The organism is Mesorhizobium ventifaucium, from assembly GCF_935822925.1.
Taxonomy (GTDB): domain Bacteria; phylum Pseudomonadota; class Alphaproteobacteria; order Rhizobiales; family Rhizobiaceae; genus Mesorhizobium; species Mesorhizobium ventifaucium.
Window position 1 is genome coordinate 91732 of the sequence record NZ_CAKXZS010000030.1, and the last position, 23105, is coordinate 114836.

Annotated in this window: 20 protein-coding genes; 6 read left to right on the forward strand and 14 right to left on the reverse strand. The window is 62.5% G+C overall.

Translation table 11 applies throughout. The annotated features are described in order from the left end of the window. Positions 1-1077, forward strand: a complete 1077-nt coding sequence (locus tag NMG70_RS24600) for an ABC transporter ATP-binding protein (protein ID WP_254026921.1) — start codon at positions 1-3, stop codon at positions 1075-1077. Positions 1078-1083: 6 nt separating this feature from the next. Here the strand turns inward: NMG70_RS24600 and NMG70_RS24605 are convergent, their stop codons facing one another. From NMG70_RS24605 to NMG70_RS24655, 11 genes are all read right to left on the reverse strand, one after another. After that, complete coding sequence (locus NMG70_RS24605) at positions 1084-2592, reverse strand: tripartite tricarboxylate transporter permease (RefSeq protein WP_254026922.1); 1509 nt, start codon at positions 2590-2592, stop codon at positions 1084-1086. A 10-nt stretch (positions 2593-2602) separates the two neighbouring features. Continuing rightward, positions 2603-3076, reverse strand: coding sequence for a tripartite tricarboxylate transporter TctB family protein (locus tag NMG70_RS24610; protein WP_254026923.1), 474 nt, complete (start codon positions 3074-3076; stop codon positions 2603-2605). Positions 3077-3162: 86 nt separating this feature from the next. Continuing rightward, positions 3163-4134, reverse strand: coding sequence for a tripartite tricarboxylate transporter substrate-binding protein (locus NMG70_RS24615; protein WP_254026924.1), 972 nt, complete (start codon positions 4132-4134; stop codon positions 3163-3165). Positions 4135-4423: 289 nt separating this feature from the next. Beyond that, entirely contained in the window at positions 4424-5632 is a 1209-nt protein-coding gene (gene uxuA, locus NMG70_RS24620) for a mannonate dehydratase (RefSeq protein ID WP_254026925.1), read from the reverse strand. 199 nt (positions 5633-5831) lie between these two features. Then, entirely contained in the window at positions 5832-7106 is a 1275-nt protein-coding gene (locus tag NMG70_RS24625) for a PQQ-dependent sugar dehydrogenase (protein ID WP_254027002.1), read from the reverse strand. Between the two features lie 108 nt (positions 7107-7214). Further along, on the reverse strand, positions 7215-8303 hold the full coding sequence (locus NMG70_RS24630; RefSeq protein ID WP_254026926.1) for a c-type cytochrome: 1089 nt from the start codon (positions 8301-8303) through the stop codon (positions 7215-7217). After that, a complete protein-coding gene (locus tag NMG70_RS24635; protein WP_254026927.1) occupies positions 8300-8923 on the reverse strand; it encodes a cytochrome c oxidase assembly protein in 624 nt (207 codons plus the stop codon). The genes NMG70_RS24630 and NMG70_RS24635 overlap by 4 nt, the downstream gene beginning before the upstream one ends. Next, the gene (locus tag NMG70_RS24640; RefSeq protein WP_254026928.1) at positions 8920-9300 is read right to left on the reverse strand and encodes a hypothetical protein; all 381 of its coding nucleotides are present in this window, start codon (positions 9298-9300) and stop codon (positions 8920-8922) included. Before NMG70_RS24640 ends, NMG70_RS24635 begins: the two co-directional genes overlap by 4 nt. Positions 9301-9307: 7 nt before the next feature. Then, positions 9308-11824 (reverse strand): cytochrome c oxidase subunit I, encoded by a 2517-nt coding sequence (gene ctaD, locus NMG70_RS24645; protein WP_254026929.1) that lies wholly within the window; start codon positions 11822-11824, stop codon positions 9308-9310. Continuing rightward, positions 11821-12816, reverse strand: coding sequence for a cytochrome c oxidase subunit II (gene coxB / locus NMG70_RS24650; protein ID WP_301555181.1), 996 nt, complete (start codon positions 12814-12816; stop codon positions 11821-11823). The genes ctaD and coxB overlap by 4 nt, the downstream gene beginning before the upstream one ends. A gap of 127 nt (positions 12817-12943) precedes the next feature. Further along, entirely contained in the window at positions 12944-13396 is a 453-nt protein-coding gene (locus NMG70_RS24655) for a nucleoside deaminase (protein WP_254027004.1), read from the reverse strand. Between the two features lie 160 nt (positions 13397-13556). Here NMG70_RS24655 and NMG70_RS24660 point away from each other — a divergent pair, with 160 nt between their 5' ends. Further along, positions 13557-13982 (forward strand): DUF2267 domain-containing protein, encoded by a 426-nt coding sequence (locus NMG70_RS24660; RefSeq protein WP_254027005.1) that lies wholly within the window; start codon positions 13557-13559, stop codon positions 13980-13982. A 27-nt stretch (positions 13983-14009) separates the two neighbouring features. Here NMG70_RS24660 and NMG70_RS24665 read toward each other — a convergent pair whose 3' ends face one another. Further along, entirely contained in the window at positions 14010-14189 is a 180-nt protein-coding gene (locus NMG70_RS24665) for a hypothetical protein (protein ID WP_254026930.1), read from the reverse strand. A gap of 378 nt (positions 14190-14567) precedes the next feature. Here NMG70_RS24665 and NMG70_RS24670 point away from each other — a divergent pair, with 378 nt between their 5' ends. The 4 genes from NMG70_RS24670 (at position 14568) to NMG70_RS24685 (ending at position 20498) form a co-directional block, all read left to right on the forward strand. Further along, positions 14568-16517 (forward strand): PrkA family serine protein kinase, encoded by a 1950-nt coding sequence (locus NMG70_RS24670; RefSeq protein ID WP_254026931.1) that lies wholly within the window; start codon positions 14568-14570, stop codon positions 16515-16517. A gap of 19 nt (positions 16518-16536) precedes the next feature. Further along, a complete protein-coding gene (locus NMG70_RS24675; protein WP_254026932.1) occupies positions 16537-17847 on the forward strand; it encodes a YeaH/YhbH family protein in 1311 nt (436 codons plus the stop codon). Positions 17848-17856: 9 nt separating this feature from the next. After that, positions 17857-19461 carry a SpoVR family protein gene (locus NMG70_RS24680; protein WP_254026933.1) on the forward strand — a complete coding sequence of 535 codons (1605 nt, stop codon included), beginning with the start codon at positions 17857-17859 and terminating at the stop codon, positions 19459-19461. Positions 19462-20003: 542 nt separating this feature from the next. Next, positions 20004-20498 carry a DUF1772 domain-containing protein gene (locus tag NMG70_RS24685; RefSeq protein WP_254026934.1) on the forward strand — a complete coding sequence of 165 codons (495 nt, stop codon included), beginning with the start codon at positions 20004-20006 and terminating at the stop codon, positions 20496-20498. 26 nt (positions 20499-20524) lie between these two features. Here the strand turns inward: NMG70_RS24685 and NMG70_RS24690 are convergent, their stop codons facing one another. Beyond that, complete coding sequence (locus tag NMG70_RS24690; RefSeq protein ID WP_254026935.1) at positions 20525-20731, reverse strand: hypothetical protein; 207 nt, start codon at positions 20729-20731, stop codon at positions 20525-20527. 211 nt (positions 20732-20942) lie between these two features. Further along, on the reverse strand, positions 20943-22934 hold the full coding sequence (locus tag NMG70_RS24695; RefSeq protein WP_254026936.1) for a protein-L-isoaspartate(D-aspartate) O-methyltransferase: 1992 nt from the start codon (positions 22932-22934) through the stop codon (positions 20943-20945). Between the last annotated feature and the right edge of the window lie 171 nt (positions 22935-23105).

Here is a 23105-nt window from a genome sequence, read left to right on the forward strand (position 1 = left end):
ATGCGGGTCACCCTGTCCGATATCTACAAGTCCTTCGGCGCGGTCGAGGTGGTCAAAGGGCTCGACCTGGAGATCGAGGACGGCGAGTTCCTGGTGCTGCTCGGCCCTTCAGGCTGCGGCAAGACGACGGCGCTGCGCATGGTCGCCGGGCTTGAATCGGTGAGTTCCGGGCGCGTCCTCATCGGAGACCGCGACGTCACCCATGTGCTGCCCAAATATCGCGACGTGGCGATGGTGTTCCAGTCCTACGCGCTCTATCCGCACATGACCGTCGCTGAGAACATCGCATATCCGCTGAAGCTGCGGGGCGTGCCGCGCGCCGATCGCGACGCCTCCGTGCGCAGCGCCGCCGTCAAGGTGCATCTCGAGGAGTTCCTCGACCGCTATCCACGGCAGCTTTCCGGCGGTCAGCGGCAACGGATCGCGCTCGCCCGCGCCATGGTGCGGCGGCCGAGCGTCTTCCTGATGGACGAGCCGCTCTCCAATCTCGACGCCAAGCTGCGTGGCCACATGCGCTCGGAGCTGAAACGCCTGCAGGCCGATCTGGGCGTGACGACGATCTACGTCACCCACGATCAGATCGAAGCCATGACCTTGGCTCACCGTGTTGCCATCATGAACCGCGGCGTCGTGCAGCAGATCGCGACGCCCCGTCAGATCTACGACGATCCGGCGAACCTGTTCGTCGCCGGCTTCATCGGCTCGCCGCCGATGAATTTTCTTAGGGGCGAGCTGGTCGAGGGTAGCTTCGCCTGCACGGAAGGGCGATTTGCGACCAGCGTTGCCGAAAGCCGGAAAAAGGTCACTGCCGGCCTCCGACCCGAGGATTGCCGGGTCACGGGCCCATCGGAAGGCAAGATTGCGGCGCGGGTCTATGCCGTGGAACTGATCGGCGATCATACCTTGATCACCTGCCAGTTCGGTGGGGCCACCGTAACCGTCAAGGCCGATAAATCGGCGCACTACGACATGGATGAGCCGATCGGCATCACCTTCCAGGATACCGCCGTCTTTCTGTTCGATTCGGAAACCGGGGCCCGCATCGGCGGCCGCGCCGGTCGACGGGCGGCCGCTTGACTCTCGCTAATTCTCCTCCACAAACACCTCTTCGCGCTTTTTCTTAACCGCCGGCAGGAAGACGATGACGAGCACGGCGAGCGCGATGAAGAGCAGGCCGGCGCTGATCGGCCTCGTGACGAAGGTGGTCGGGTCGCCGCGCGCGAGAATCATCGCGCGACGCAGGTTTTCCTCGAGCAGCGGGCCGAGCACGAAGCCGAGCAGCAGCGGCGCCGGTTCGCAGCGCAGCTTGGTCAGGAGATAGCCGAGCAAGCCGAAGAAGGCGACGGCGTAGAGGTCGTAGATGTTGGTGTTGACGCTGTAGACGCCGATCGAGCAGAACGCCATGATGATCGGGAAGAGCACGTAATACGGGATCGTCAGGAGTTTCACCCAAAGCCCGATCAGCGGCAGGTTCAAGATGATCAGCATCAGATTCCCGATCCACATCGAGGCGATGATGCCCCAAAACAGCGCCGGCTGTTCGGTCGCGACATTGGGGCCGGGCACGATGCCCTGGATGATCATCGCGCCGATCATCAGCGCCATGACCGGGTTGGCCGGAATGCCGAGCGTCAGCATCGGGATGAAGGAGGTCTGCGCACCGGCATTGTTGGCCGATTCCGGTCCGGCGACGCCTTCGACGGCGCCCTTGCCGAATTCCCCGGGGTTTTTCGAGATGCGTTTTTCGACCGTGTAGGAGGCAAAGGCTGCAAGGATCGCGCCGCCCCCCGGCAGGATGCCGAGCGCCGAACCGATGATGGTTCCGCGCACGATCGGCGCCGCCATGCGGCGAAAGTCCTCGCGGGTCGGCATCAGGCCGGAGACCCTTCGGATCATCACCGAGCGCTCGTGCTCGTTTTCGAGGTTGCGCAGGATCTCGGCGACGCCGAAGACGCCGACCGCCACCGCGACGAAATTCAGCCCGTCGGCATATTCGCGGATGCCGAGCGTGAAGCGTGGCGTGCCGGTGTAGATGTCGGTGCCGACAATGCCGAGCAGCAGGCCGAGCACGACCATCGCCAGCGCCTTGACAATCGAGCCGTGGGCGAGCGCGACGGACGAGACGAGGCCGACGATCATCAGCGAAAAATACTCGGCCGCGCCGAATTGCAGCGCGATCGCCGTCAGCGGCGGGGCAAAGATGGCGACGAGGAAGGTCGACACCGTGCCGGCGAAGAACGAGCCTATCGCCGCGATGGCGAGTGCCGCCCCGGCGCGGCCGTTCTTGGCCATCTGGTAGCCGTCGATCGCGGTGACGGCTGACGAGGATTCGCCGGGCATGTTGATGAGGATGGCGGTGGTCGAGCCGCCATATTGCGCGCCGTAATAGATGCCGGCGAGCATGATCAGGGAGGAAACCGGGTCGCCGATCTGGAAGGTGATCGGCAACAGCATGGCGATGGTGGCGGTGGCGCCAATGCCGGGCAAAACACCGATCAGCGTGCCGAGAAGGACGCCGATCAGGCAGAAACCGAGATTTGCCAGCGACGTGGCCGTCGAAAAGCCGAGCGCGAGGTTGTCGAGGAGTTCCATGCTCATCGCCTCACAATGCCGGCCAGGAAGGCAGCCACGGGCCGAAGCGCCGGAACGGCAGGCCGAGCGCATAGCTGAAGACGAGGAACGCAAACAGCGTCAGGCCGGCGGAGAGTACGAGCGCAGTCAGCGGCCTCATGCGACCGCTGGCAAAGGATGCGATCAGCGCCGTCAGGAAGATCGAGGGGAGGAAGCCTAGGCCGCGCACGGTCAGGCCGAAGAAGATCGGGGCAGGCAGGATGAACAGCATGCCGCGCCAGGCTACATGGCCGATCGGCTCGCTTTCGAAGCGCACCGCTTCGACGAGGATGATGGCGCCAAGCAGGATCAGCACGATTGCCAGGACCAGCGGGAAATAGCCCGGTCCCATGCGGAAGGCGGTGCCGATCTCGAGGTCGAGCGACTGCAGCGCGAAAAATCCACCGAGAAAGATGAACAGCGCGGCGCATATGCCGTTGGTCGTGTCGATTGTGAAAGGTTTCATGACGTCCTCCCAGTGCCCGCGCGGCGGGCGCGCCGATGCCGGTGTAAAAAAACGGGGCGCTGATGGGCGCCCCGTTTGTAAAAACCTCAGTCGGCGTACTGGCCGGCGGCTTCGATGATCGGCTTCCAGCGCGCGATCTCGCCTTCCAGCCTGGCCTTCAGCGCGGCCGGAGTCGCGTCTGCTTCAGACGACGGCTTGGTGCCGAGCTCGGCGAAGCGGGCGACGACATTCGGGTCTTTCAGCGCGACCTGAAGCGACTTCGACAGCCGCTCGGTGACCTCGGCCGGCGTGCCCTTGGGCGCGTAGAGGCCGTGCCAGATGCCGACCTGCACTTCCGGGAGACCGGCTTCCGTCGTCGTCGAGACGTCCGGCAGAACATCGAGGCGTTCAGCCGAGGTGACGGCGTAGGCCTTGATCGTGCCGCCCTGGATCTGCTTGGTGGTGTTGGTCGACTGATCGCACATGATGTCGACCTGGCCGCCGAGAAGATCGGTCATGGCCGGTCCGGTGCCCTTGTAGGGCACGGTGACCAGCGGCGTGCCGATGGCGCTCATGAACAGCATGCCGCACAGATGCGAGGCCGCGCCTATGCCGGCATTGGCCACGGTGACGGTATCCTTGTTGGCCTTGGCGTAGTCGACCAGCCCCTTCAGATCGGTCGGCTCGAGGTCCTTGCGGCCGACGATGGTCATCGGCACCTCGGTGACGAGACCGACATATTCGAAGCTGTTCAACGTGTCGTATGCGAGCTTTCTGTATAGCGTGGCGCTTGTCGCCATGCCGATGTGATGGAGGAGCAGCGTATAGCCGTCGGGATCGGCTTGGGCGACGCGACCGGCGCCCAGCGTGCCGCCGGCGCCGCCGACATTCTCGACGATGATCTGCTGGCCGAGATCCTTCGACATGGCTTCCGCGACGAGGCGCGTGACCGTGTCGGTCGGGCCGCCGGCCGAAAACGGCACCACGACGGTGATGGTGCGTTCGGGATAGGCTTGCGCGCCCGCGGCGAACGAATACAGCGTGGCGGCGGCGGCCAGAGCGGCGGCGAATTTTCTCATCTTATCTTCCTCCCAGGGTATGAATTCCCAACTGCCTCGAGTTTCTCTCAACACCAGCTGTGGATGGACCAATAACTAGCGCAAGCTTGCGGATTGCAATCGGACTCAAACCGCAAACTGCTATTATACACAAGTCCGCGCAAATGGGGGGAAGGTGCCGTCGAGCCGGAGGCCGGCTGCGGAATGCCCAATGCAGCGGCTCAGGATAAATGCTGATCTGTAGTGATCCTTCGCGCCCTCCTCTGTCCTGCCGGACAGATGTCCGGCAGGACAGAGGGGGCGCGGCGAACTAAGCTGATGTCGATCTGCGAATGGCATGTTCGACTCCGCGGAGCTCGGCCAATCCCTTGAGCCGACCGATGGCCGGATAGCCGGGCTGCGCCCCGCGCCTCAGGTCATCGAGGATATCCTGGCCGTGGTCGGGGCGCATCGGGATGACGGCGTCCTGGCGTCCTTCCATCTTGCGCCGCGCTTCCTCGTGGAGCAGCGCCGCCACCACCGCCACCATGTCGGTGTCGCCGGCAAGGTGCTCGTCCTCGTGGAACGAGCAGGGGGTGCCGGCCGCTTCCTTGCGCACATTGCGCAGATGGGCGAAGTGGATTTTTGGCCCCATCCGCTCAATCATGGCGGGCAGATCATTATCCGCTCTTGCGCCGAGCGATCCGGTGCACAATGTCGCTCCATTGGCCGGGCTGTCGACTGCGCCCAGAATGTAGCTGTAGTCGGCCTCGGTCGACATGATTCGCGGCAGGCCGAGCAGCGGAAACGGCGGATCATCGGGGTGGCAGCAGAGACGCAGGCCGAGGCGTTCGGCCGAAGGCACGACCTCCCCCAGGAAATCGACGAAATGCCGGCGCAGGGCGGTTGCGCCGATACGGTCATAGTTTGACAGTTGAGCCGCGAGACCGTCGAGAGACGTGTCTTCGGTCGAACCAGGCAGACCGGAATTGACGCTTCTTGCCAGAATCTTGCGCGCACGGTCATCCATTTGCGCATATCGGCGCTCCGCCTCGGCGGCGATCTCCGGTGTGTAGTCGCCGAGCGCCGCTTGGCGTTTCAGGATATGGATGTCGAATGCGGCGAAGTCGATCAGATCGAAGCGCATGGTGGTGCCGCCATGCGGCAGGCGCCAGGCAAGATCGGTGCGGGTCCAATCGAGCACGGGCATGAAATTGTAGCAGATGACCGAAATGCCGGCTCGCGCCAGGTTTTCCAGCGATGTCCGGTAGTTGGCAATATGGCTGCGCCATTCGCCGACCTGCGTCTTGATAGCTTCGGAAACCGGCAGGCTTTCGACAATCTCCCAGTTCAGTTCGCTTGCGCTTCCATCCGGCAAAGACGCGACTTCGCGCTGACGCCTTTCGATTTCGGCGGGCAGCCAGACGGCGCCGTGAGGAACATGGTGAAGGGCCGAGACGATGCCTTGCGCCCCGGCTTGACGCGCATCGGCGATGGTCACCTTGTCGACTGGGCCGAACCAACGCCACACATGTCTCATTCGAACACTCCGTTAAAGAGAATCGCCGCGCGGCTGCCCGCCGGGTTCGCCGCCGCGGCGATCGACGACGCTCCTCTTGCTATCAGATTCCGATGTATCTGACATCGATCCTGCTCGGGCGCCGGTAACGGGCAACGGCGATGCACTGATACTGATTGATTGATGCGAATGGTGATAAGCGGCTGCCTCAACGAACCGCTCAAAGGGCCGATTGCGTCTGAGCTGGAACCACCCGCCAGACCTTGTTGCCGACATCATCCGCCACCAGCAGTGCGCCGCGCCGGTCTATCGCTACGCCCACAGGACGGCCAAAAGCCTTGTCGTCCTCGCTCAGGAAGCCGGTGAGGATGTCCTGAGGCGGGCCGGAGGGCCTACCGCCGGTAAACGGCACGAAAATCACCTTGTAGCCGCTGTGCGGCCTGCGGTTCCACGAGCCATGCTGCCCGATGAAAGCGCCATTCCTGTATTGAGGACCGAACAGGTCGCCTGTGTTGAAGGTCAGTCCCAATGAAGCCGTGTGCGCCCCGAGCGCATAGTCCGGCTTGATCGCCTGGGCGACGAGGTCGGGCCGCTGTGGCTTGACGCGATCATCGACATGCTGGCCAAAATAGCTGTAAGGCCAGCCGTAGAAGCCGCCATCCTTTACCGAAGTCATGTAGTCCGGCACCAGATCGCTGCCGATCTCGTCGCGCTCATTGACGGCGACCCAGAGCTCGCCGCTTTCCGGGTGCCACGACAGGCCGTTTGGATTGCGCAGGCCGGAGGCGAAGACACGCGTCTGTTTCGAGGCGAGATCGATCTCCAGCACTGCGGCGCGGTTCTGCTCTTCCTCCAAGCCGTTCTCGCCGACATTGGAATTGGATCCGACCGTCGCATAGAGCTTCGTGCCGTCTTGCGAGGCGGTCACGTCCTTGGTCCAGTGGTGGTTCCTTCCCGCGGGCAGGTCGACAATTTTCTCCGCTGGTGCGGTGATCTCGGTCGCACCCTCCTGGTAGGGATAGGCCACAATTGCATTGGCGTTGGCGACGTAGAGCTTGCCGTCGAGCAGGGTCATGCCGAATGGCGAGAACAGCCCGGTGAGAAAGGCGGTTTTGGTTTCTGTCACCCCGTCGCCGTCCTGATCGCGCAGCAACGAGATGCGATTGGCGCTATGTGTCCCCGCGCCGGCCTGACTCTGGAAGAAATTGACGAAGAAGCGGCGTATGCTGAAGCCCTCCTCCGGCTTGGGCGGCGCATTGCTCTCGGCCACCAGCACGTCGCCGTTTGGCAGCACATACAGCCAGCGCGGATGGTCGAGCCCGCCGGCAAACTCGTTGACTGCAAATCCCTGGGCCGCAGTCGGCTTGGTGCCCTGCGGCCACGGCGTGGCCTTGGCGACATGGACAGTCGGCAGCCAGGTGGGATTGGGCTCCGGCAGGGTCGGGTTGGGCCCATAGGTCTCCGCGATCGGAACGGTCGCCTCTTCGCGGGACATGAAGAAGACCGCTCCTCCGGCGACGACGACAAGAACGACCAGTATGAGAAGGGCGGCAAGCAAGTTTTTCACCAGAACCTCGAAAACGTCGAAAGAACGCAAACGCGCCTATCGCGTTGCGGTTGCGGACGGAGCGGCCGATCGGGAGAAATAGGCCGCAAGCGCGCGGACGTCGTCGTCCGTCAGACCTTTCGCCGCATTGGCCATGAGATGGCCGAAGCGCGTTCCACCCCGCTTTCCCGCCCTGAACAGCCCAAGCTGCGCCTCGATATAGCGCGCCGGCTGGCCGGCGATGGAGGGATAGAGCGGGCTGCGGTCCTGTCTTCCGTGACAGCCGAGACAGGCAGGCACGTTGGCGTCCTTGACGCCTCTCTCGGCGATTTCCTTGCCGCGCCACACAAGTGCTGGTTCGCCCCCGCCGCCGGGGTGCATCGCCGGCAGGGCAGCGAAATGCTTAGCCAGGTCCGGCCAGAACTGAGGCCCTGCCTCAGTTGCGGGCAGGCTCATCAACCCGCTTGCCCGGCCTTCCTCGGCATAGGCACGCAGGCTTTCAAGGAGATAGGCCTCGCTCTGCCCGGCCAGAACGGGTATCGCGGGACCGCGCCCAAGGCCGTCCTTGCCGTGGCAGCGGGCGCAATCCGCGAGCGCTTGCGGCAGGGTTCCGGCAGCGTCTGCAGGAGGCGTAAGCCTTTCGCCATAGGCGAGATCACGATAGGTGGCTTCGTCCATCGACGGCAGTTCGCGCAGGAAGGCGACCATCGCCCAGACCTCGTCGTCACGATCCTGCGTCGGCCAGGCCGGCATGCCGGTGAAACGCACGCCGTGCTTGACGATACGAAAAAGTTCCGCGTCCGACCATTCGCCGATGATCCCGGCAAGATCAGGCGGCTGCGGCAGCATTCTCATGGCGACAGGAGATCGCGGCTCGCCCGGGGCACCGTGACAGATGGCGCAGCCGCGCGCGAAATGCCCGGCGGCCGGCTGGACCGCATGCCGCGGCAGAGCCCCTGGAACGTCGACCGCCAGGGCATAGGTGCGCACAGCCGATCGCATGGCGAAATGGAGAAACCATTCCGTGATCTTCCAGTGGCCGCTCGAGGCACCGACATTGAAAAAGCCGATCCAGGCCGCCAGCACTACGACAAACGGCAGAATGGCAAGCGCTATGGCGAGCTTCTTCCAGCTGATATGCATCATACCGCCTTTCGCGGTGGTGTGGCGAGGATGCGCGCAAAAAGCGTCACGCCGCCGGCCAGGTAGACCGCAGCGCCGAGCAGAAGCATGATCACGCCGCCGAGTTCCTGATCTTGCTGGGCGGAAAGCGCGACACCGAAGCAGCTTACCTCGCCGGTCCCATAAAGCGGCCTCGGGGTCAGTGCCAGCAGCGCGCCGAGCAAGGTCATGTGGATGGACGTCAGAAGCAGGGCGAAGGCGCCGGCGGCATTGCCTGTGGTGTCGGAGCCGCGGCGCGGCAGGCAGGCCAGCCACAGGAACAGCCCGGCGGCGAGGAAGGTGGCCTGCTCGACAGCGGTGACAAACAGCGAGCTTTGCGCCAGCGCCCGCAAGGCCGGCGCGTGCCAGGACCAGACGATTATGAGTTCGACGAGGGAGGCGGGGAGGGCGAGGGTGAACGCCCGGCTTGCATCTGGTGTCGGGCCGAGCGGGATCCCAATCGCCATCAGCGGCGCGGCGATAGCCACCACTCCCATATGCGCCAGCATGTGCGCCGAAAACGAATCCCGCCAGCCATCGAGCAGCGGCCCGAGCCAGACCAGGGCGAGGACGAGGATGCCGAGGATGAGGCAGGCGCGTCTCATCGGATACACTCCGTCACGAACAATGCGGGCATCGCGGTGAAGATCACGGCGATGAAGCTGAGGCCCGAGAGCAGCAGCGTCGCAAAGCCCTGGAACAGGGTCCGGTCGCGTCTCGTCGGATCGTCATGCGGCGGATCGTCTGTGCCGAAGCCCCATTGCCGCCAGGCGAGCCATGCTGACAGCGCGATCAGCGAGAGGGCGATCACAGTGGCGGCGGCGATGCCGGCGCGCACAGCGGTGAAACTCAGCCCGACAAGCTCGGGCTTGGCGCAATAGATCGCCGCGCCGATGTAGCAAACAAGGAAATGCGCAGCCCACACCACCGGCGCGGTGAACAGCGTCCAGAGCGTCTCGATCTGTTTCGGAACGAGCCACATCGCCGCCTCACATCGCTGCCGGAAAGAGGCCAATGATGGCGAAGGTGATGACGGCGGCAATCAGCAGGAAATGCCAGTAGAGCACCACATTGCTTAGGTCCAGGTCATGCTTCGGCGTCAGTCGGCCGGCCAGCGAGCGGGCCAGGCAATAGGCCTGCATGACCGTGCCGAGCGCCGCATGGGCGAGCACCCAGATCACGAGGATCCACACGATTGCGGGATAGACGTGGCGCGTCGGGTCCATGCCTGGAGACAACGGCGCGGCCAAGCCTGTGACGGACGCGGCGACGGTCGTCAGCAGGGACAGCACCAGCAAGCCGCGCATAGTGGCCGTAGCGCCGCGCCTGTTGAACGTGCGGGCCGCCAGCATCAGGCCCCACGCCGCAGCGAACAGACTGGCAGCCAGCAGCGACCAGACCGCATCGGGCCCGGCAATCCCCGCGGTAAAGTCGGCATGGATCGTCCAGTAGAAGAAATAGCCGAAGACGAGGCTGGCGAACGCCGTGCCGTCGCCCGCCATGGTGATGAACATCGCCCACCAGCCGACCGAATCGGGGCCGGAGGCATAAAGCGGCAGGCTGAGGCCCAAGCCCGCATCCTTTTCCGGCTTCTCGGGGATTTCGCCAGTGCCCGTCCAGAGCCAATAGATGACGGCGCAAAAGCAGATTATTGCGGCCAGCGCCGTCGCGATCCACCAGTGGAAGGTAAGCGCGATGAAGGCGGCCCCGAGAGAAAGCGCCGAGACGATGGTGACATGGGAAGTGCCGCCGACGCGCAGCACCTGGATGGGTTCGGCGTCGAGCACGGTGGTAACCAGTCCCTCGCGCCATCCCTCTTCCGCGTCGGGCAGGTAATAGCGGCCTTCATTGACCTTGCGGGCAAGATCCCTCTGGTCCCACAAAGGGTAGCGGCTGCGCACGATGGGTATCGAGCGGACGCCCCAGTTCTCCTCCGGCTCGGAAATCCATTCCAGGGTGCCGGCATTCCACGGGTTGAATTCGCCGCGCGGCTGCCGGTGCTTGGGCCTGAGCACGTCGAAGCCGACCACCAGCACGCCCGCGGCGAAAATGAAGGCTCCGGCCGTCGAGATCAGGTTCAGCCAATCCCAACCGATTTCGGCTGGATAGGTGAAGACGCGGCGGGGCATGCCGCGCAAGCCGCTCAGATGCATGGGGAAAAAGGCGATGTTGAAGCCGCCGAACATCAGCCAGAAGGCGAGCCGTCCCAGACGGTCGGATAGCTTCTTCGCGTCGATCAGCGGGTAATAGTAATAGAGCCCGGCCACGACCGGGAAAAGCATGCCGCCGATCAGCACATAATGGAGATGCGCAACGATAAAATAGGTGTCGTGCGCCTGCCAGTCGAAGGGTGCGAGCGCCACCATGACGCCTGTCAGTCCGCCGATGACGAAAATGGCAAGCCCTCCGGCGCCGAAAAGCATCGGGGTTGAGAAGATCACCCGGCCAGCCAGCATGGTGGCGATGAAGACGAAGATCTGCACGCCGGTCGGGATCGCCACCGCCTCGGAGGCCGCCGAAAAGAAGGCCAGCGAGATCTGCGGCAGGCCTGTCGCAAACATATGGTGTACCCACAGGCCGAAGGAGAGGAACCCCGTCCCCACTGCCGCGAGCACGATCCAGGAATAACCAACGATCGGACGCTGCGAAAAAGTCGGCACGATCATGGCCATCAGCGCGATGGCCGGCAGGAAGATGATGTAGACCTCGGGATGGCCGAATATCCAGAACAGATGCTGCCACAGCAGCGGGTCGCCGCCACGCGCCGCGTCGAAGAACGGCCAATCGAACATCCGTTCCATCTCGAACAGGAGGTCGCCGGCGATCAGCGGCGGGAAGGCGAACAGGATCATTCCGGCAACGATCAGCAGGTACCAGGCGAAGAGCGGCATCAGGTTGATGCGCATGCCCGGCGCGCGGCATTTCATGATGCCGACGATGAGCTCGACGGCGGCAGCGATCGAGGCGACTTCGATGAAGGAAAGGCCGAGCAGCCAGATGTCGGCGCCAATGCCGGAGAACTCCTTGTCGGTGGCGAGCGGCGGATACATGAACCAACCTGCCGACGGCGCCGCATTGAAGAAGATCGAGCCGCAGACGAAGATGCCGCCGAGCAAAAAGCTCCAGAAACTGAAGGCTCCGAGGCGCGGAAACGGCATCTCGCGCGCGCCCAGCATCGGCGGGAGCAGGAAAATCGCGACCGCTTCGAAGATCGGCACCGCGAACAGGAACATCATCGCAGTGCCGTGCAGGGTGAAAGCCTGGTTGAAGAAGTCGGCCGACAGGAAGTCGTTGTCGGGTACGGCGAGCTGCAGCCGCATCATGAGCGCGAGCACGCCGGCAAACAGCATGAAGGCGAAGGCGGCCGAGCCGTACCAGAGGCCGATCTGGTAATTGTTCACCGAGGTCCAGTAGCGCCAGCCGGCCGGATTGGCCCAGACGGCGCGCAGCCGCTCTTCCTGCGCCTTGTATTCTTCCGGCGAACGCTCCTTGACCGCACCGCTCATTGCAGGCCTCTCAGCCAGGCGGCTATGGCGCGAATGTCGTCCGGCGGCAACATGTCGAAGGCCGGCATGCTGGAGCCGGGCTTGATCAGGTCGGGCCGGGCGATGAAGCGGGCGACGGCGTCTTCGGTGTTGGGCAGGATTCCGGCTGCGACGGTGGCGCGGGAACCGACATGCGAAAGGTCCGGGCCGATCAGGCCGCGCGCATCGGTGCCCGCGACGGAATGGCAGGACCCGCAGCCATGGCGCAGGAACAGCGCGCCGCCGCTTGCGCCGGCCCCTTCCGCGGGAATTGCCTGGACGGCAAGCCAGGACCGGAATGCTTCAGGCGCCATCGCGACGGCCGAGAAAGCCATTAGGGCGTGAGACGTGCCGCAATATTCCGCGCACGGCCCGCGGAATATACCAGGTTTCGTGGCCATGATCGAAAGCCTGTTGGTGCGGCCGGGGATCATGTCCATCTTGCCGCCGAGCGGTGGGATCCAGAAGGAATGGATCACATCGGCGCTTTTCAGGGTCAATTCGACCCGCTCGCCGACTGGCAGCCTGATCTCGTTGGCGGACGCGACCGGCGGTCCCTGAGGAGGGTGATAGACAACTTCCCACCAGAACTGCTTGCCGGTGACTTCGATCCGCAGGGCGGCGGAGCTCGCCTGGGCGAAGGGCCGAAGGCCAGGCATCAGCCACAGCGCATAGGCGAGCAGGGCACAAAGCGTGACCGAGGGGAAGACGACGCCGCCCCAAAGGATGACCCTGACGGCGGACTTTTCGGCCAGCCTGCGGCGATTGACCAGGGCTGCATGAAGAAGCAGGCCGACCACGCCCAGCCAGATGACGGCGCCGCCGCTTAGCATTACCCAAAATAGTATGGCTATCTGCTGCGCTTCCGCTCCCGCGGGCTCAAGTGCCGACTGAGTTCTGGCTACCGACTGGGCGCCGGCAGAGCCGCTCGCGAGCAATAATGACGCAGCTGACAGGCTGAAATATCGACTCATTTGCAACCCCTCTGCGGTAAACCGGCGAGAGGGGAGGAAGGTTCCGGGCAACTGAGCTTTCGAACTGGTGGCGCCGCAGAGGCTACGGACGCTTCACCGACGGCAGTCCCTTATTGATGGGTTTCTGTCACCAGAAATCCTTGTGGTCGTTTACGATCTCTTCTTCGAGTTCAGGGAATGGGCCACGGATTGCTACATGGCGCCGTCCGGCGGCGAACACCTGATGACAACTCAGATCGAGGGTCACATTCTCCGGATTGTCTCCGGTTAGCTCGGCCAACCGCCTTTCGCTGAGTCCGTAGACCACGGTGCCGATGCCAGCCCAGTAACAGGCCCCGGCGCACATGCAGCACGGCTCGACCGAGGTCACCAGCGTGCATCGCTCGAGAAAGGTCGGCTCGTATTGCTGCGCGGCCGCGCGGGCCACGTTTGCCTCTGCGTGGCCAACGCCGCGATCCCGCGCGTAGGTGTTGCCCGACGAAAGCAGCACGTCGCCTTCCGGCCCGACCAGGAGCGCCCCGAAAGGATGATTGCCACTGGCCGGCTCTCGGTGGCGATCTGCACGGCGTGACGTAGATATTCGGTATCGCTCCTCATGGCCGCCTCCTTAGGGATGCCCGTTCGTAACTGCACGCGTAAAGGCCCTTCGCCTGGATTCTATAGTCTTGGAGCGCTTGGGAGCTGTCCAGTCATGGGCATTAAAGTCATGGGCATTAATTTCAGGCTGCGCAATGGCATGGATGTCGGGCGCTTTCGATCGACACAGAAGCCGATTGGTATGCACATCCCGACAATGCAGCCCACAAACACCCGAAGGTGATCGCCTCGCTTCAGACGTTGAATTCAATCCACTAATTCCTCTCCACAGGGGATGGTTCTTTGACTGGCGGTGGCAGTCTGGGGGCGGAACTGCGCTTCTCGTGCGGGGAGCCTACTATGATCGGTATCGGCCGCGTGATCTGCCGACGAGCAGCCGATCGTTGGAGGATTTCCTGCAGCGGGTGGCCGAGGAGATGAAATCCACTCGACCCGTGAATCCCGAAGATGCGACGAGATCCGTGTTCAAGGTACTCGCCAGGCATGTCGACCTCGGCCAGTCGGCCAAGGTGCGGGACGCGTTGCCGAAGCAAATCCGGGCGCTTTGGCCCGAAAGTGTCGGAGTCTAGCAGAAAGTCCGGCTGCCGATACGGTTCTCAGCTGCCCCCGCCCGGGCGGTCTTTCTCCTCCCGATACAGTCGCTCGGTGGCCCGGTCGCTTTCTCTGCGCTCTGCAGGCCCGCGACGTCGCCACGTAAGGAGTGCATAGGCGAGCAGGATTGCCAGCAGTAGCGGGCCGCCAGCAACGACGATCAACCACATACTGTTCTCGAACATGGAACATCTCCTTTCCCTTGCTCCTGGTGCCGGGTTGGACACCGCAGTGCAGCTCTCTTCGCCGAATGACCTGTGCGTCGCCATTCAACCTGCTGAGCGCGGGCAACCTGATGAGCGCGGGCGGTTTATTTCTTCAGAAAGGCAGCTTGTACCCAGCGGGCTGTTGCACTCGGCAAGCGCTGATGGAAGAATGGACTTCCCTCGGAAACGTTCCATTGTGCGAGCCATTCGCTGGCTGACTTCCAGGCGTTCACGATATCTGTCTCGACCCCTAACATCCGGTCGCAGACGCACTACGTGTTATAGGGAACCACAAAGGCTTTCCGACAGTTGAATGAAGAGGCGAGAGCAACCAGACCGGCCGGGGCGAGGAATACCATGCGCGAGAACCACTCCGACGTCTTCGATCTGTTTTCGGAGATTTACACCAATGCGGCGCAGGAGGAGATAAGCATCCAGCAATATCTCCTTGCCTGCCGCGAGGATAAATCGATGTATGCCTCGGCGCCCGAGCGGATGGTCGAGGCGATCGGCGAGCCCACCCTGATCGACACCAGCATGGATGAGCGGCTCGGCCGCATTTTCTCGAACAGGACAATCAAGGTCTATCCCACCTTTTCCGAGTTTTATGGCATGGAGGACACGATCGAGCGCATAGCCGGCTATTTCCGCTATGCCTCTCAAGGGCTCGAAGAGCGCAAGCAGATTCTTTATCTGCTTGGCCCTGTCGGCGGCGGCAAGTCCTCGCTCGCCGAACGGCTGAAGAAGCTGATGGAGGAGCGTCCGATCTATACGCTGAAGGTCGGCGGCCAGATCAGCCCGGTTTTCGAATCGCCGCTCGGGCTTTTCAATCCTGACCGCATGGGCGACCTTTTAGAGGACAAGTATGGCATCGCGCGGCGCCGGCTGAACGGTCTTATCTCGCCATGGGCGGCCAAGCGCCTCGACGAACTGTCAGGCGACATCTCCAAATTCAGCGTCGTCAAGCTGATGCCTTCGCGGCTACGCCAGATCGGCATCGCCAAGACCGAGCCAGGCGATGAGAACAACCAGGACGTTTCGGCTCTGGTCGGCAAGGTCGACATCAGACAGCTCGAGCATTTCAGCCAATCCGATCCGGACGCCTATTCCTACAGCGGCGGCCTGAACCGGACCACGCAGGGGCTGCTCGAGTTCGTCGAGATGTTCAAAGCGCCGATCAAGGTCCTCCATCCGCTGCTGACCGCTACCCAGGAAGGCAGCTACAACGGTACGGAAAACTTCGGATCTTTCCCGTATCAGGGCATCGTCGTAGCCCATTCCAACGAATCGGAATGGCTGCAGTTCAAGAACAACAAGAACAACGAGGCGTTCCTCGACCGTATCCTGGTGGTCAAGGTTCCGTATTGCCTGCGGGTCACCGAAGAAAGGCAGATCTACGAAAAGCTGCTGCGCGAAAGCGAATTGGCCTCCAGTTCCTGCGCTCCAGAGGTTCTCGACATTCTCAGCCGGTTCACCGTCTCGACCCGTCTGGCCGAGCACGACAATTCGCCGCTCTACACGAAGATGCGCGTTTATGACGGCGAGAACCTCAAGGACATAGATCCCAAGGCGAAGTCGGTTCAGGAATACCGCGATGCCGCCGGGGTCGATGAAGGCATGAACGGCGTCAGCACGCGCTTTGCCTTCAAGATCCTGTCGCAGACCTTCAACTACGACACCAAGGAAGTGGCCGCCGATCCGGTGCATCTGATGTACATTCTGGAGGAGGCGATCAAGCGCGAGCAGTTCCCCAAGGAAACGGAAGCTGCCTATCTCGACTTCATAAAGTCGGAACTGGCCACGCGTTATGCCGAGTTCATCGGCCATGAAATTCAGAAGGCCTATCTGGAATCCTACAGCGAATACGGCCAAAACCTGTTCGATCGCTACATCGCCTATGCCGATGCCTGGATCGAGGACCAGGACTACAAAGACCCCGATACCGGCCAGATCCTCAATCGCGAGGTGCTGGACAACGAACTGTCGCAAGTCGAAAAGCCGGCCGGCATTGCCAACCCCAAAGACTTCCGCAACGAGGTCGTGAAGTTCACGTTGCGCGCCCGGGCGAGGAACCATGGCCGCAACCCGTCCTGGACAAGCTATGAAAAGCTGCGCGAAGTCATCGAGAAGCGGATGTTCGGCCAGGTCGAGGACCTGCTTCCGGTGATCAGCTTCGGCTCCAAGCAGGACAGCGTGACGGAGAAGCGGCATACCGAGTTCGTGCATCGGATGGTCGGACGCGGTTACACCGAACGTCAAGTCCGCCGGCTGGTGGACTGGTACATGCGGGTGAACAAGGCGGGCTGAGTCCGGCCGGGATGGTTCCATGCCGATCTTTGTCGATCGCCGACTGAACCCGAAGGACAAGAGCCTCGGCAACCGCCAGCGCTTCCTGAAGCGTGCGCGCGAAGAGCTGAAGCGAAGCATCCGGGATCGGATCCGTACCGGCAAGATCGCCGATGTCGACAGCGAGCACGCCGTCTCGATGCCGGCGAGGGGCACAGGCGAGCCGAGCTTCAGCGATGCGAAGGACAGCGGCAGGCGGCAGCACATCCTGCCGGGCAACAAGCATTTCGCCCCGGGCGACCGGGTTCCCAAGCCCGGCCAGGGCGGTGGCGGCTCGTCTCCCGGGAAAACGGTCTCGGAGGACGAATTTCGTTTCGTGCTCTCGCGCGAGGAGGTGCTCGACCTCTTTTTCGAGGATCTCGAACTTCCCGACATGGTCAAGCTCAACCTCAAGGAGATACTTTCCTTCAAACCGCGCCGCGCCGGATTCGCGGCGACCGGTTCGCCGACCAACATCAATGTCGGTCGCACGATGCGAAACAGCCATGGTCGCCGGATTGCGCTAAGGCGCCCCAAGCAGGAGGAGCTTGATGCGATTGCGGAGCAACTCGCAATCCTGGAGGCAGAGCCGCAGAGCGCGGCGCCGGCACGCCAGCGCATTGCAGCGTTGCGGGAGGAGCTTGAGCGACTTGAGCGCCGCCGCAAGCGGATCGCCTATGTCGATCCCGTCGACATCCGCTTCAACCGTTTCGACGCCCAGCCCGTGCCGAATGCCAATGCGGTCATGTTCTGTCTCATGGACGTATCCGGCTCGATGGGCGAACGCGAGAAGGATCTGGCCAAGCGCTTCTTCGTACTGCTGCACCTGTTCCTGAAACGGCGCTACGACCGCACCGAAATCGTCTTCATCCGCCATACGCACGAGGCGCAGGAGGTGGACGAGGAAACTTTCTTCTACAATACGCAAAGCGGCGGTACGGTCGTTTCCACAGCACTCGAGGAAATGCACCGCATCATCGCGCAGCGCTATCCCAGCAACGAGTGGAACATCTATGCCGCCCAGGCGTCGGACGGCGACAATTTCGTCACCGATTCCGAGCGCTGCATCGGCCTGATGGACGGCCAGATCATGCGCCTGTGCCAGTATTTCGCCTATGTCGAGATCATAGACGAACGTGAGAGCCATATTTTCGGCACCACCGACAATGGAACCTCGCTCTGGCGCGCCTACAGCGTTGTCAACCAGAGATGGCCGAATTTCCAGATGAGCCGTATCGCCAACGCAGCCGACATCTATCCGGTCTTTCGCCAGCTCTTTGCCAGGCAGCCGGTCTTGCAGAAAAGCGCTTGAGGGGAGCCGATGGCAATCCAGACCAGCAAATCCGGCCAGACCAGCAAGTTCGGCCAGACCGGCAAGTCCAGCCAAACCAGCCAATCAGGTTTGCTCTTTTCTGGGTCCGACTGGGATTTCAAGACACTGTCGCGCGCCTACGAAGCGATCGAGGCGATCGCGATCGAAGAGCTTCACCTCGACATCTATCCGGTGCAGATGGAGATCATCTCGTCCCAGCAGATGCTCGACGCCTATTCCTCGGTCGGCATGCCGCTGATGTATCGCCACTGGTCCTTCGGCAAGCATTTTCTCTACCAGGAATTGCTCTATCGCAAAGGCGGGCGGGGGCTCGCCTATGAGCTGGTGATCAATTCCAATCCTTGCATCGTCTACCTGATGGAGGAAAACACCATGGCCCTGCAGGCCTTGGTGACAGCTCATGCAGCGCTTGGCCATAATCATTTTTTCAAGAACAATCATCTGTTCCGGCAATGGACGGACGCCAGCGCGATCCTGAGCTATCTGGACTTTGCCAAGGGTTACATTGCCCGTTGCGAGGAGCGGCACGGCGTCGCCGCGGTGGAGGCGATCCTCGATGCGGCCCACGCGCTGATGGAACAGGGGGTGTTCAGATATCGCCGGCCGCCAAAGCTGTCGTCGGAGCGGCAGCGTGAAGGCGTTCGTGAGCGCCTGGAATACGAAGAGCGTTCCTACAATGACCTTTGGCGCACGCTCCCGCGTTCGAAGGACGGGACCAAGGCCAGCGGAACGGACCTCGGCATCGCGGAGCGAAAGAAAACGCTCAACCTGCCCGAGGAGAACTTGCTCTACTTCCTGGAAAAAAACAGCCTGGTCCTGGAGCCTTGGCAGCGTGAAATCATCAGGATCGTCCGCGTCGTCGCGCAATATTTTTATCCGCAGCGGCAAACGCAGGTGATGAACGAAGGCTGCGCCACCTTCGTGCACTACACGCTCATGAACATGCTGTTCGATCGCGGCCTGATCAGCGAAGGCGCGATGCTGGAAATCCTGCGCAACCATTCGAACGTGATCTTTCAGCCGGGCTTCGACGACCCGCGCTTTTCCGGCATCAATCCTTATGCGTTGGGCCTCGACATGATGCAGGACATCCAGCGCATATCGACAGAGCCGACCGCCGAGGATCGTGACTGGTTCCCCGATTTCGCCGGCAATGGCAATTGGCGCGAAACCCTTCTCGACGCGTGGGCGAACCATCGCGACGAATCTTTCATCCGCCAGTATCTGAGCCCCGCTCTGATGCGAAAATGGCGGTTCTTTATCCTCGCCGACGCCGCCAGCGAACCGCATTACGAAGTCGCGTCGATACACAATGAGCGTGGCTACGAAAAGATACGCGCCGGGCTCGCCCAGAGCTACGACATCGGCGCGAGCCGGCCGGATATCCAGGTGGTGGATGTGGATCTGCTCGGCGACCGGCAGTTGCGATTGGAGCACAAGGTGAAGAACGGCATCATGCTGGAGGAGGCCAGTCGCGACGCCGCCCTCCGCCATATCCGGACCCTGTGGGGCTATGAGGTCAGCCTGGCGGCGATCGATGCGCAAACGGGCGGGACGCTCAACGAACGTTCGACCAGCCAAATCGGGGAATGACCAAAACCTGCGACGGCGTCGTTACGCCATTCGCTGTAAGTTCCGCCAGTTTCCAATGTTCTGGCCGTCGGACCCGGGAAGGTCGGCTCCGTCGGGATTTCCGACGGTGTTTCGGGAGGAATTTCGACGGGCTGCCTTTGCGGGCCTGGAACGGGATCAGGCGAAGGCGGGGGAACGCCCGGAGGCTCACCCGGCGGAGTTTCCGGCGGAGCAGGCGGCCGGGCAGGCTCGGGATTGGGATTATCCGGTATCGGCACGGGATTGTTCGGATCAGGATCGGGATCAGTCATTGGATACGCTCCGAACGCGTTGTGGTCGACCTCGGCGTAGATGCGGGCCGTTTGCAGGATACCCCTCGTTTCGCCATGCAGGATCATCCAGGATGACAACCATCATGCCGAACGATGGTTCCGTGCCTTTGCGGTGCTCAATGCCAGCGGCGTTGGGAATGGGGCAGCGCCTCCACCTTCGACGCCTTTACCACGCCGGCGGGCACGCTATCTACTCTGCGTATCGCGAGGCACCATTCAGGGAATAGCAGCATGCGCGCGTTCATGATTGTCACCATTCTCCTGGTCGCAATCACCATGGCGCTCTCGCTTGCGCACGCGTTGGAGTTGCCCGGCAAGTTGCGCCTCAAGGAGGCCACCTACAAATCTGTGCAGACGATCTACTATCCCGGTTTCACTGTCGGCGGGTTTGCCGAGATCGGCGGCATCGTTGCACTCGCCACCCTGCTTTACCTCACGCCTTATCCAGGCGCTCGATACTGGTGGACCTTGGCGGCGCTTGTCTTCCTGGTGGCGGAACATGCGACCTATTGGCTGGTCACGCATCCCGTCAACAATTTCTGGGTGCAAGATGTCGCTGTCTCGAAACCAGCCGCGAGGTTTTTTTCAATGCTGCGTCGGAAGCAAAGCGGCGACTGGACAAACCTGCGCGACGTTTGGGAAGCCTCGCACGTCGCCAGGGCAGGCTTGGCGATGCTGAGCCTGACCTCGATTGCTGTCGCCGCGACGTTTTTTGCTGGGGAGTGAATAGCGCGGAGGGATACGCAGCGGCGCTACTTGTTCGTCCGCATCTTTTGCCTTGGATTGATTCCGCCAAGGGCGTTCGTGTCGTTCTCGACGTCGCCTTCGATCGTATTTTCGCCTTCGAGCAAGACTTCGTCGCCTTCCTTGATCGTGCCCTTGGAGGTCCCGATACCGGGATTGTTCCTCAGATCGGCATCACTCGGCTTTTTCCACTTTGGATGTTTGATTCCGCTCATGGCACAACTCCTTCGAAAAGGCTCCTGTTCTAGAAACAGCAGGGCGCGATGAATGTTCCGCCGAAACTCACCTTGATGGGGGCCTTGCCCGAGAGGCGGCTAAAGCGCGTCGCATTTGACCGGCCTCACACGACGCGCTTTAGGTTGTTGTTTATGCATGTCGTTGTCGCAAAACCGCTGCGCACCCTCGGTTCAAGCCCGAGGGCATGCTTTAGAGCCCGAACGGATAGGTGTCGGGAACGCCCGTTCCGACATGCTCCGGCCCAAGCGGCGTCACCGCGACGGTCTCGTCAAACCAGACGAGCGCGTCAAACTGCTGGGAAAGAGAGGCATCCGCGTAATGGCTGCGCAGTTCGGTTTCCGGCCGATAGATCACGCCGATGAAGCGCTCCAGCCGGCGCTCCAGAAGCCGGTTGCGAAGATCGTCGTCGCGCTTGATGTCGAGCAGGAAACGCGAGACGCCGCTATCATGGCAAAGCCGCTCGTAGCTGTCGCTATGGGAAGGCCGCACCCGCTTGATTTCCATCTCGCTGTCCCAGTCGGAGGCCGCGGCCACTGTCCCGGAATGCGTGCTGAGCCCGATCAAGGCTGCCTCGTCGCCGAAGCGCTGGCGGCAGAGCTGGCCGATATTCACTTCGTCCCTGACAATCCCCATTTCGGTGTAGCGGGCGTCGCCGATATGGGAATTATGCGCCCACACGACCGCCTTGGCGTTCGACCCGCGAGCTTCCAGCAGATGCTCGAGCGTCTCGAACATATGGGTGTCGCGCAGGTTCCAGGACTGCGCGCCGCCATAGTACATGATCCGATAGTAGCGTTCCGCGGAAGCGATCAGCCGGGCATTCTGGGTGGCGTCCAGGAAATCGACGCCGTCCTGCTGCGCATAGTCGAGCTGCCTGGCAAGCAGTTCGCGGCATTGTTCGAGCACGGCCTGCTCGCATTTCTCGTAGCCGGAGGAGAGCGCGACGCGGCCGTAGGTGGATGGTTCATGTTGCCAAGGCGTCAGGCAGCCGTAGCGTTCACGTGCGATCTTTGCTGCCTGCGGATCGACCTTGTCGAGATATTGCAGAACCGCGGCGATCGATCCGCTCATATTATAGATATCGAGGCCGTAAAACCCGGCCAGCCGCGACGATATCCTGATGCGCTCATTGTGATGTCGCATCCAGTCGACGAACGCGGCAACGTCGGTGTTGCGCCACATCCAGGTGGGAAACCGCTGGAACGGCGGATCGGCATTGACCCGTTGCGGCCGGTGGCGGACGTAGCGGTCGATCGCCGCTGCATCGGGCCAGTCGGCCTCGACGGCGACGATGGTGAAGCCGTGCTTCTCGATGAGCCTGCGGGTGATCGCGGCGCGGGCCCGGTAGAACTCCGACGTGCCGTGGCTCGCTTCACCGAGCAGGACGACGCGCCGGTCGCCAAACCGGTCGAACAATTCGCCGAACGCCGGGTCGTCGAAGCCCGGCAGCGGTTCGGCCGCCGCCGCGATCATCTCCGGCAGGCTGCGCGTGCGCGCGCGTCCGGACGGACGATCCGCGATACGGTTGCCGCTCTCGGGCCAGCCCTGCTCGCCGATGAGCGGGACAAACCGCACGCCGCCGAAATCCTCCTCGCTGTAAGTTGCAGCGCCGGTTCGGGTGACCTTGAGAAGGCGCTGATCATGCGGCTCGTCGCCGACCGGGATGACGAGCCTGCCGCCAACGTCGAGCTGTTCCTGAAGCGCAAGCGGCGCACCGGGTCCGCCGGCGGCGACCAGAATGGCGTCGAAGGGCGCTGCGTCGGGCCAGCCTTTGGTGCCATCGCCGGTGCGGACTTCGATATTGTCATAGCCAAGCTCTTGGAACCGCTGTCTCGCCGTTTCGGCCAACCCGGCGTGGCGCTCGATCGTGTAAACGCGTTCCACGATCCGGCTCATCACGGCAGCCGCGTAGCCCGAACCGGTGCCAACCTCCAGGACATGGGCGCCCGGTCCGATCTCTGCCATCTCGATCATCAAGGCGACGATGTAGGGCTGCGATATCGTCTGACCCTCGGCGATCGGCAACGGCCCGTCCTCATAGGCGAATTCTTCAAAGCCGGGAGCGACGAATGCCTCGCGCGGAACCTCACGCATCGCGTCCAGCACCTCGCGGTCATGGATGCCACGGCGGCTGAGATGGACTTCGACCATTCGGTTGCGTGCGTGGGAAAGATCGAGCATCTTTTTGCTCCTCTTGCGAGCTGACAGCCCCCCGATTGTCCCCTAATCGTGCCCGACGGCTCCGCGCTCGGCCTCGGCACTTATGTCCGGCGGCTAGTCTCCTTAACCGCTGGCGAGCTTCCAGGTTCCTGCAAAAGAGCGATTGGCGGGCGCAAATGGCGGCTCCAGCCG

Bases quoted from the DNA above. Each gene is read 5' to 3' on its own strand.
- NMG70_RS24600 (WP_254026921.1), top strand. From the start codon at position 1: ATGCGGGTCACCCTGTCCGATATCTACAAGTCCTTCGGCGCGGTCGAG.
- NMG70_RS24605 (WP_254026922.1), bottom strand. From the start codon at position 2,592: ATGGAACTCCTCGACAACCTCGCGCTCGGCTTTTCGACGGCCACGTCG.
- NMG70_RS24610 (WP_254026923.1), bottom strand. From the start codon at position 3,076: ATGAAACCTTTCACAATCGACACGACCAACGGCATATGCGCCGCGCTG.
- NMG70_RS24615 (WP_254026924.1), bottom strand. From the start codon at position 4,134: ATGAGAAAATTCGCCGCCGCTCTGGCCGCCGCCGCCACGCTGTATTCG.
- uxuA (WP_254026925.1), bottom strand. From the start codon at position 5,632: ATGAGACATGTGTGGCGTTGGTTCGGCCCAGTCGACAAGGTGACCATC.
- NMG70_RS24625 (WP_254027002.1), bottom strand. From the start codon at position 7,106: ATGTCCCGCGAAGAGGCGACCGTTCCGATCGCGGAGACCTATGGGCCC.
- NMG70_RS24630 (WP_254026926.1), bottom strand. From the start codon at position 8,303: ATGATGCATATCAGCTGGAAGAAGCTCGCCATAGCGCTTGCCATTCTG.
- NMG70_RS24635 (WP_254026927.1), bottom strand. From the start codon at position 8,923: ATGAGACGCGCCTGCCTCATCCTCGGCATCCTCGTCCTCGCCCTGGTC.
- NMG70_RS24640 (WP_254026928.1), bottom strand. From the start codon at position 9,300: ATGTGGCTCGTTCCGAAACAGATCGAGACGCTCTGGACGCTGTTCACC.
- ctaD (WP_254026929.1), bottom strand. From the start codon at position 11,824: ATGAGCGGTGCGGTCAAGGAGCGTTCGCCGGAAGAATACAAGGCGCAG.
- coxB (WP_301555181.1), bottom strand. From the start codon at position 12,816: ATGAGTCGATATTTCAGCCTGTCAGCTGCGTCATTATTGCTCGCGAGC.
- NMG70_RS24660 (WP_254027005.1), top strand. From the start codon at position 13,557: ATGTCGGGCGCTTTCGATCGACACAGAAGCCGATTGGTATGCACATCC.
- NMG70_RS24665 (WP_254026930.1), bottom strand. From the start codon at position 14,189: ATGTTCGAGAACAGTATGTGGTTGATCGTCGTTGCTGGCGGCCCGCTA.
- NMG70_RS24670 (WP_254026931.1), top strand. From the start codon at position 14,568: ATGCGCGAGAACCACTCCGACGTCTTCGATCTGTTTTCGGAGATTTAC.
- NMG70_RS24675 (WP_254026932.1), top strand. From the start codon at position 16,537: ATGCCGATCTTTGTCGATCGCCGACTGAACCCGAAGGACAAGAGCCTC.
- NMG70_RS24680 (WP_254026933.1), top strand. From the start codon at position 17,857: ATGGCAATCCAGACCAGCAAATCCGGCCAGACCAGCAAGTTCGGCCAG.
- NMG70_RS24685 (WP_254026934.1), top strand. From the start codon at position 20,004: ATGCGCGCGTTCATGATTGTCACCATTCTCCTGGTCGCAATCACCATG.
- NMG70_RS24690 (WP_254026935.1), bottom strand. From the start codon at position 20,731: ATGAGCGGAATCAAACATCCAAAGTGGAAAAAGCCGAGTGATGCCGAT.
- NMG70_RS24695 (WP_254026936.1), bottom strand. From the start codon at position 22,934: ATGCTCGATCTTTCCCACGCACGCAACCGAATGGTCGAAGTCCATCTC.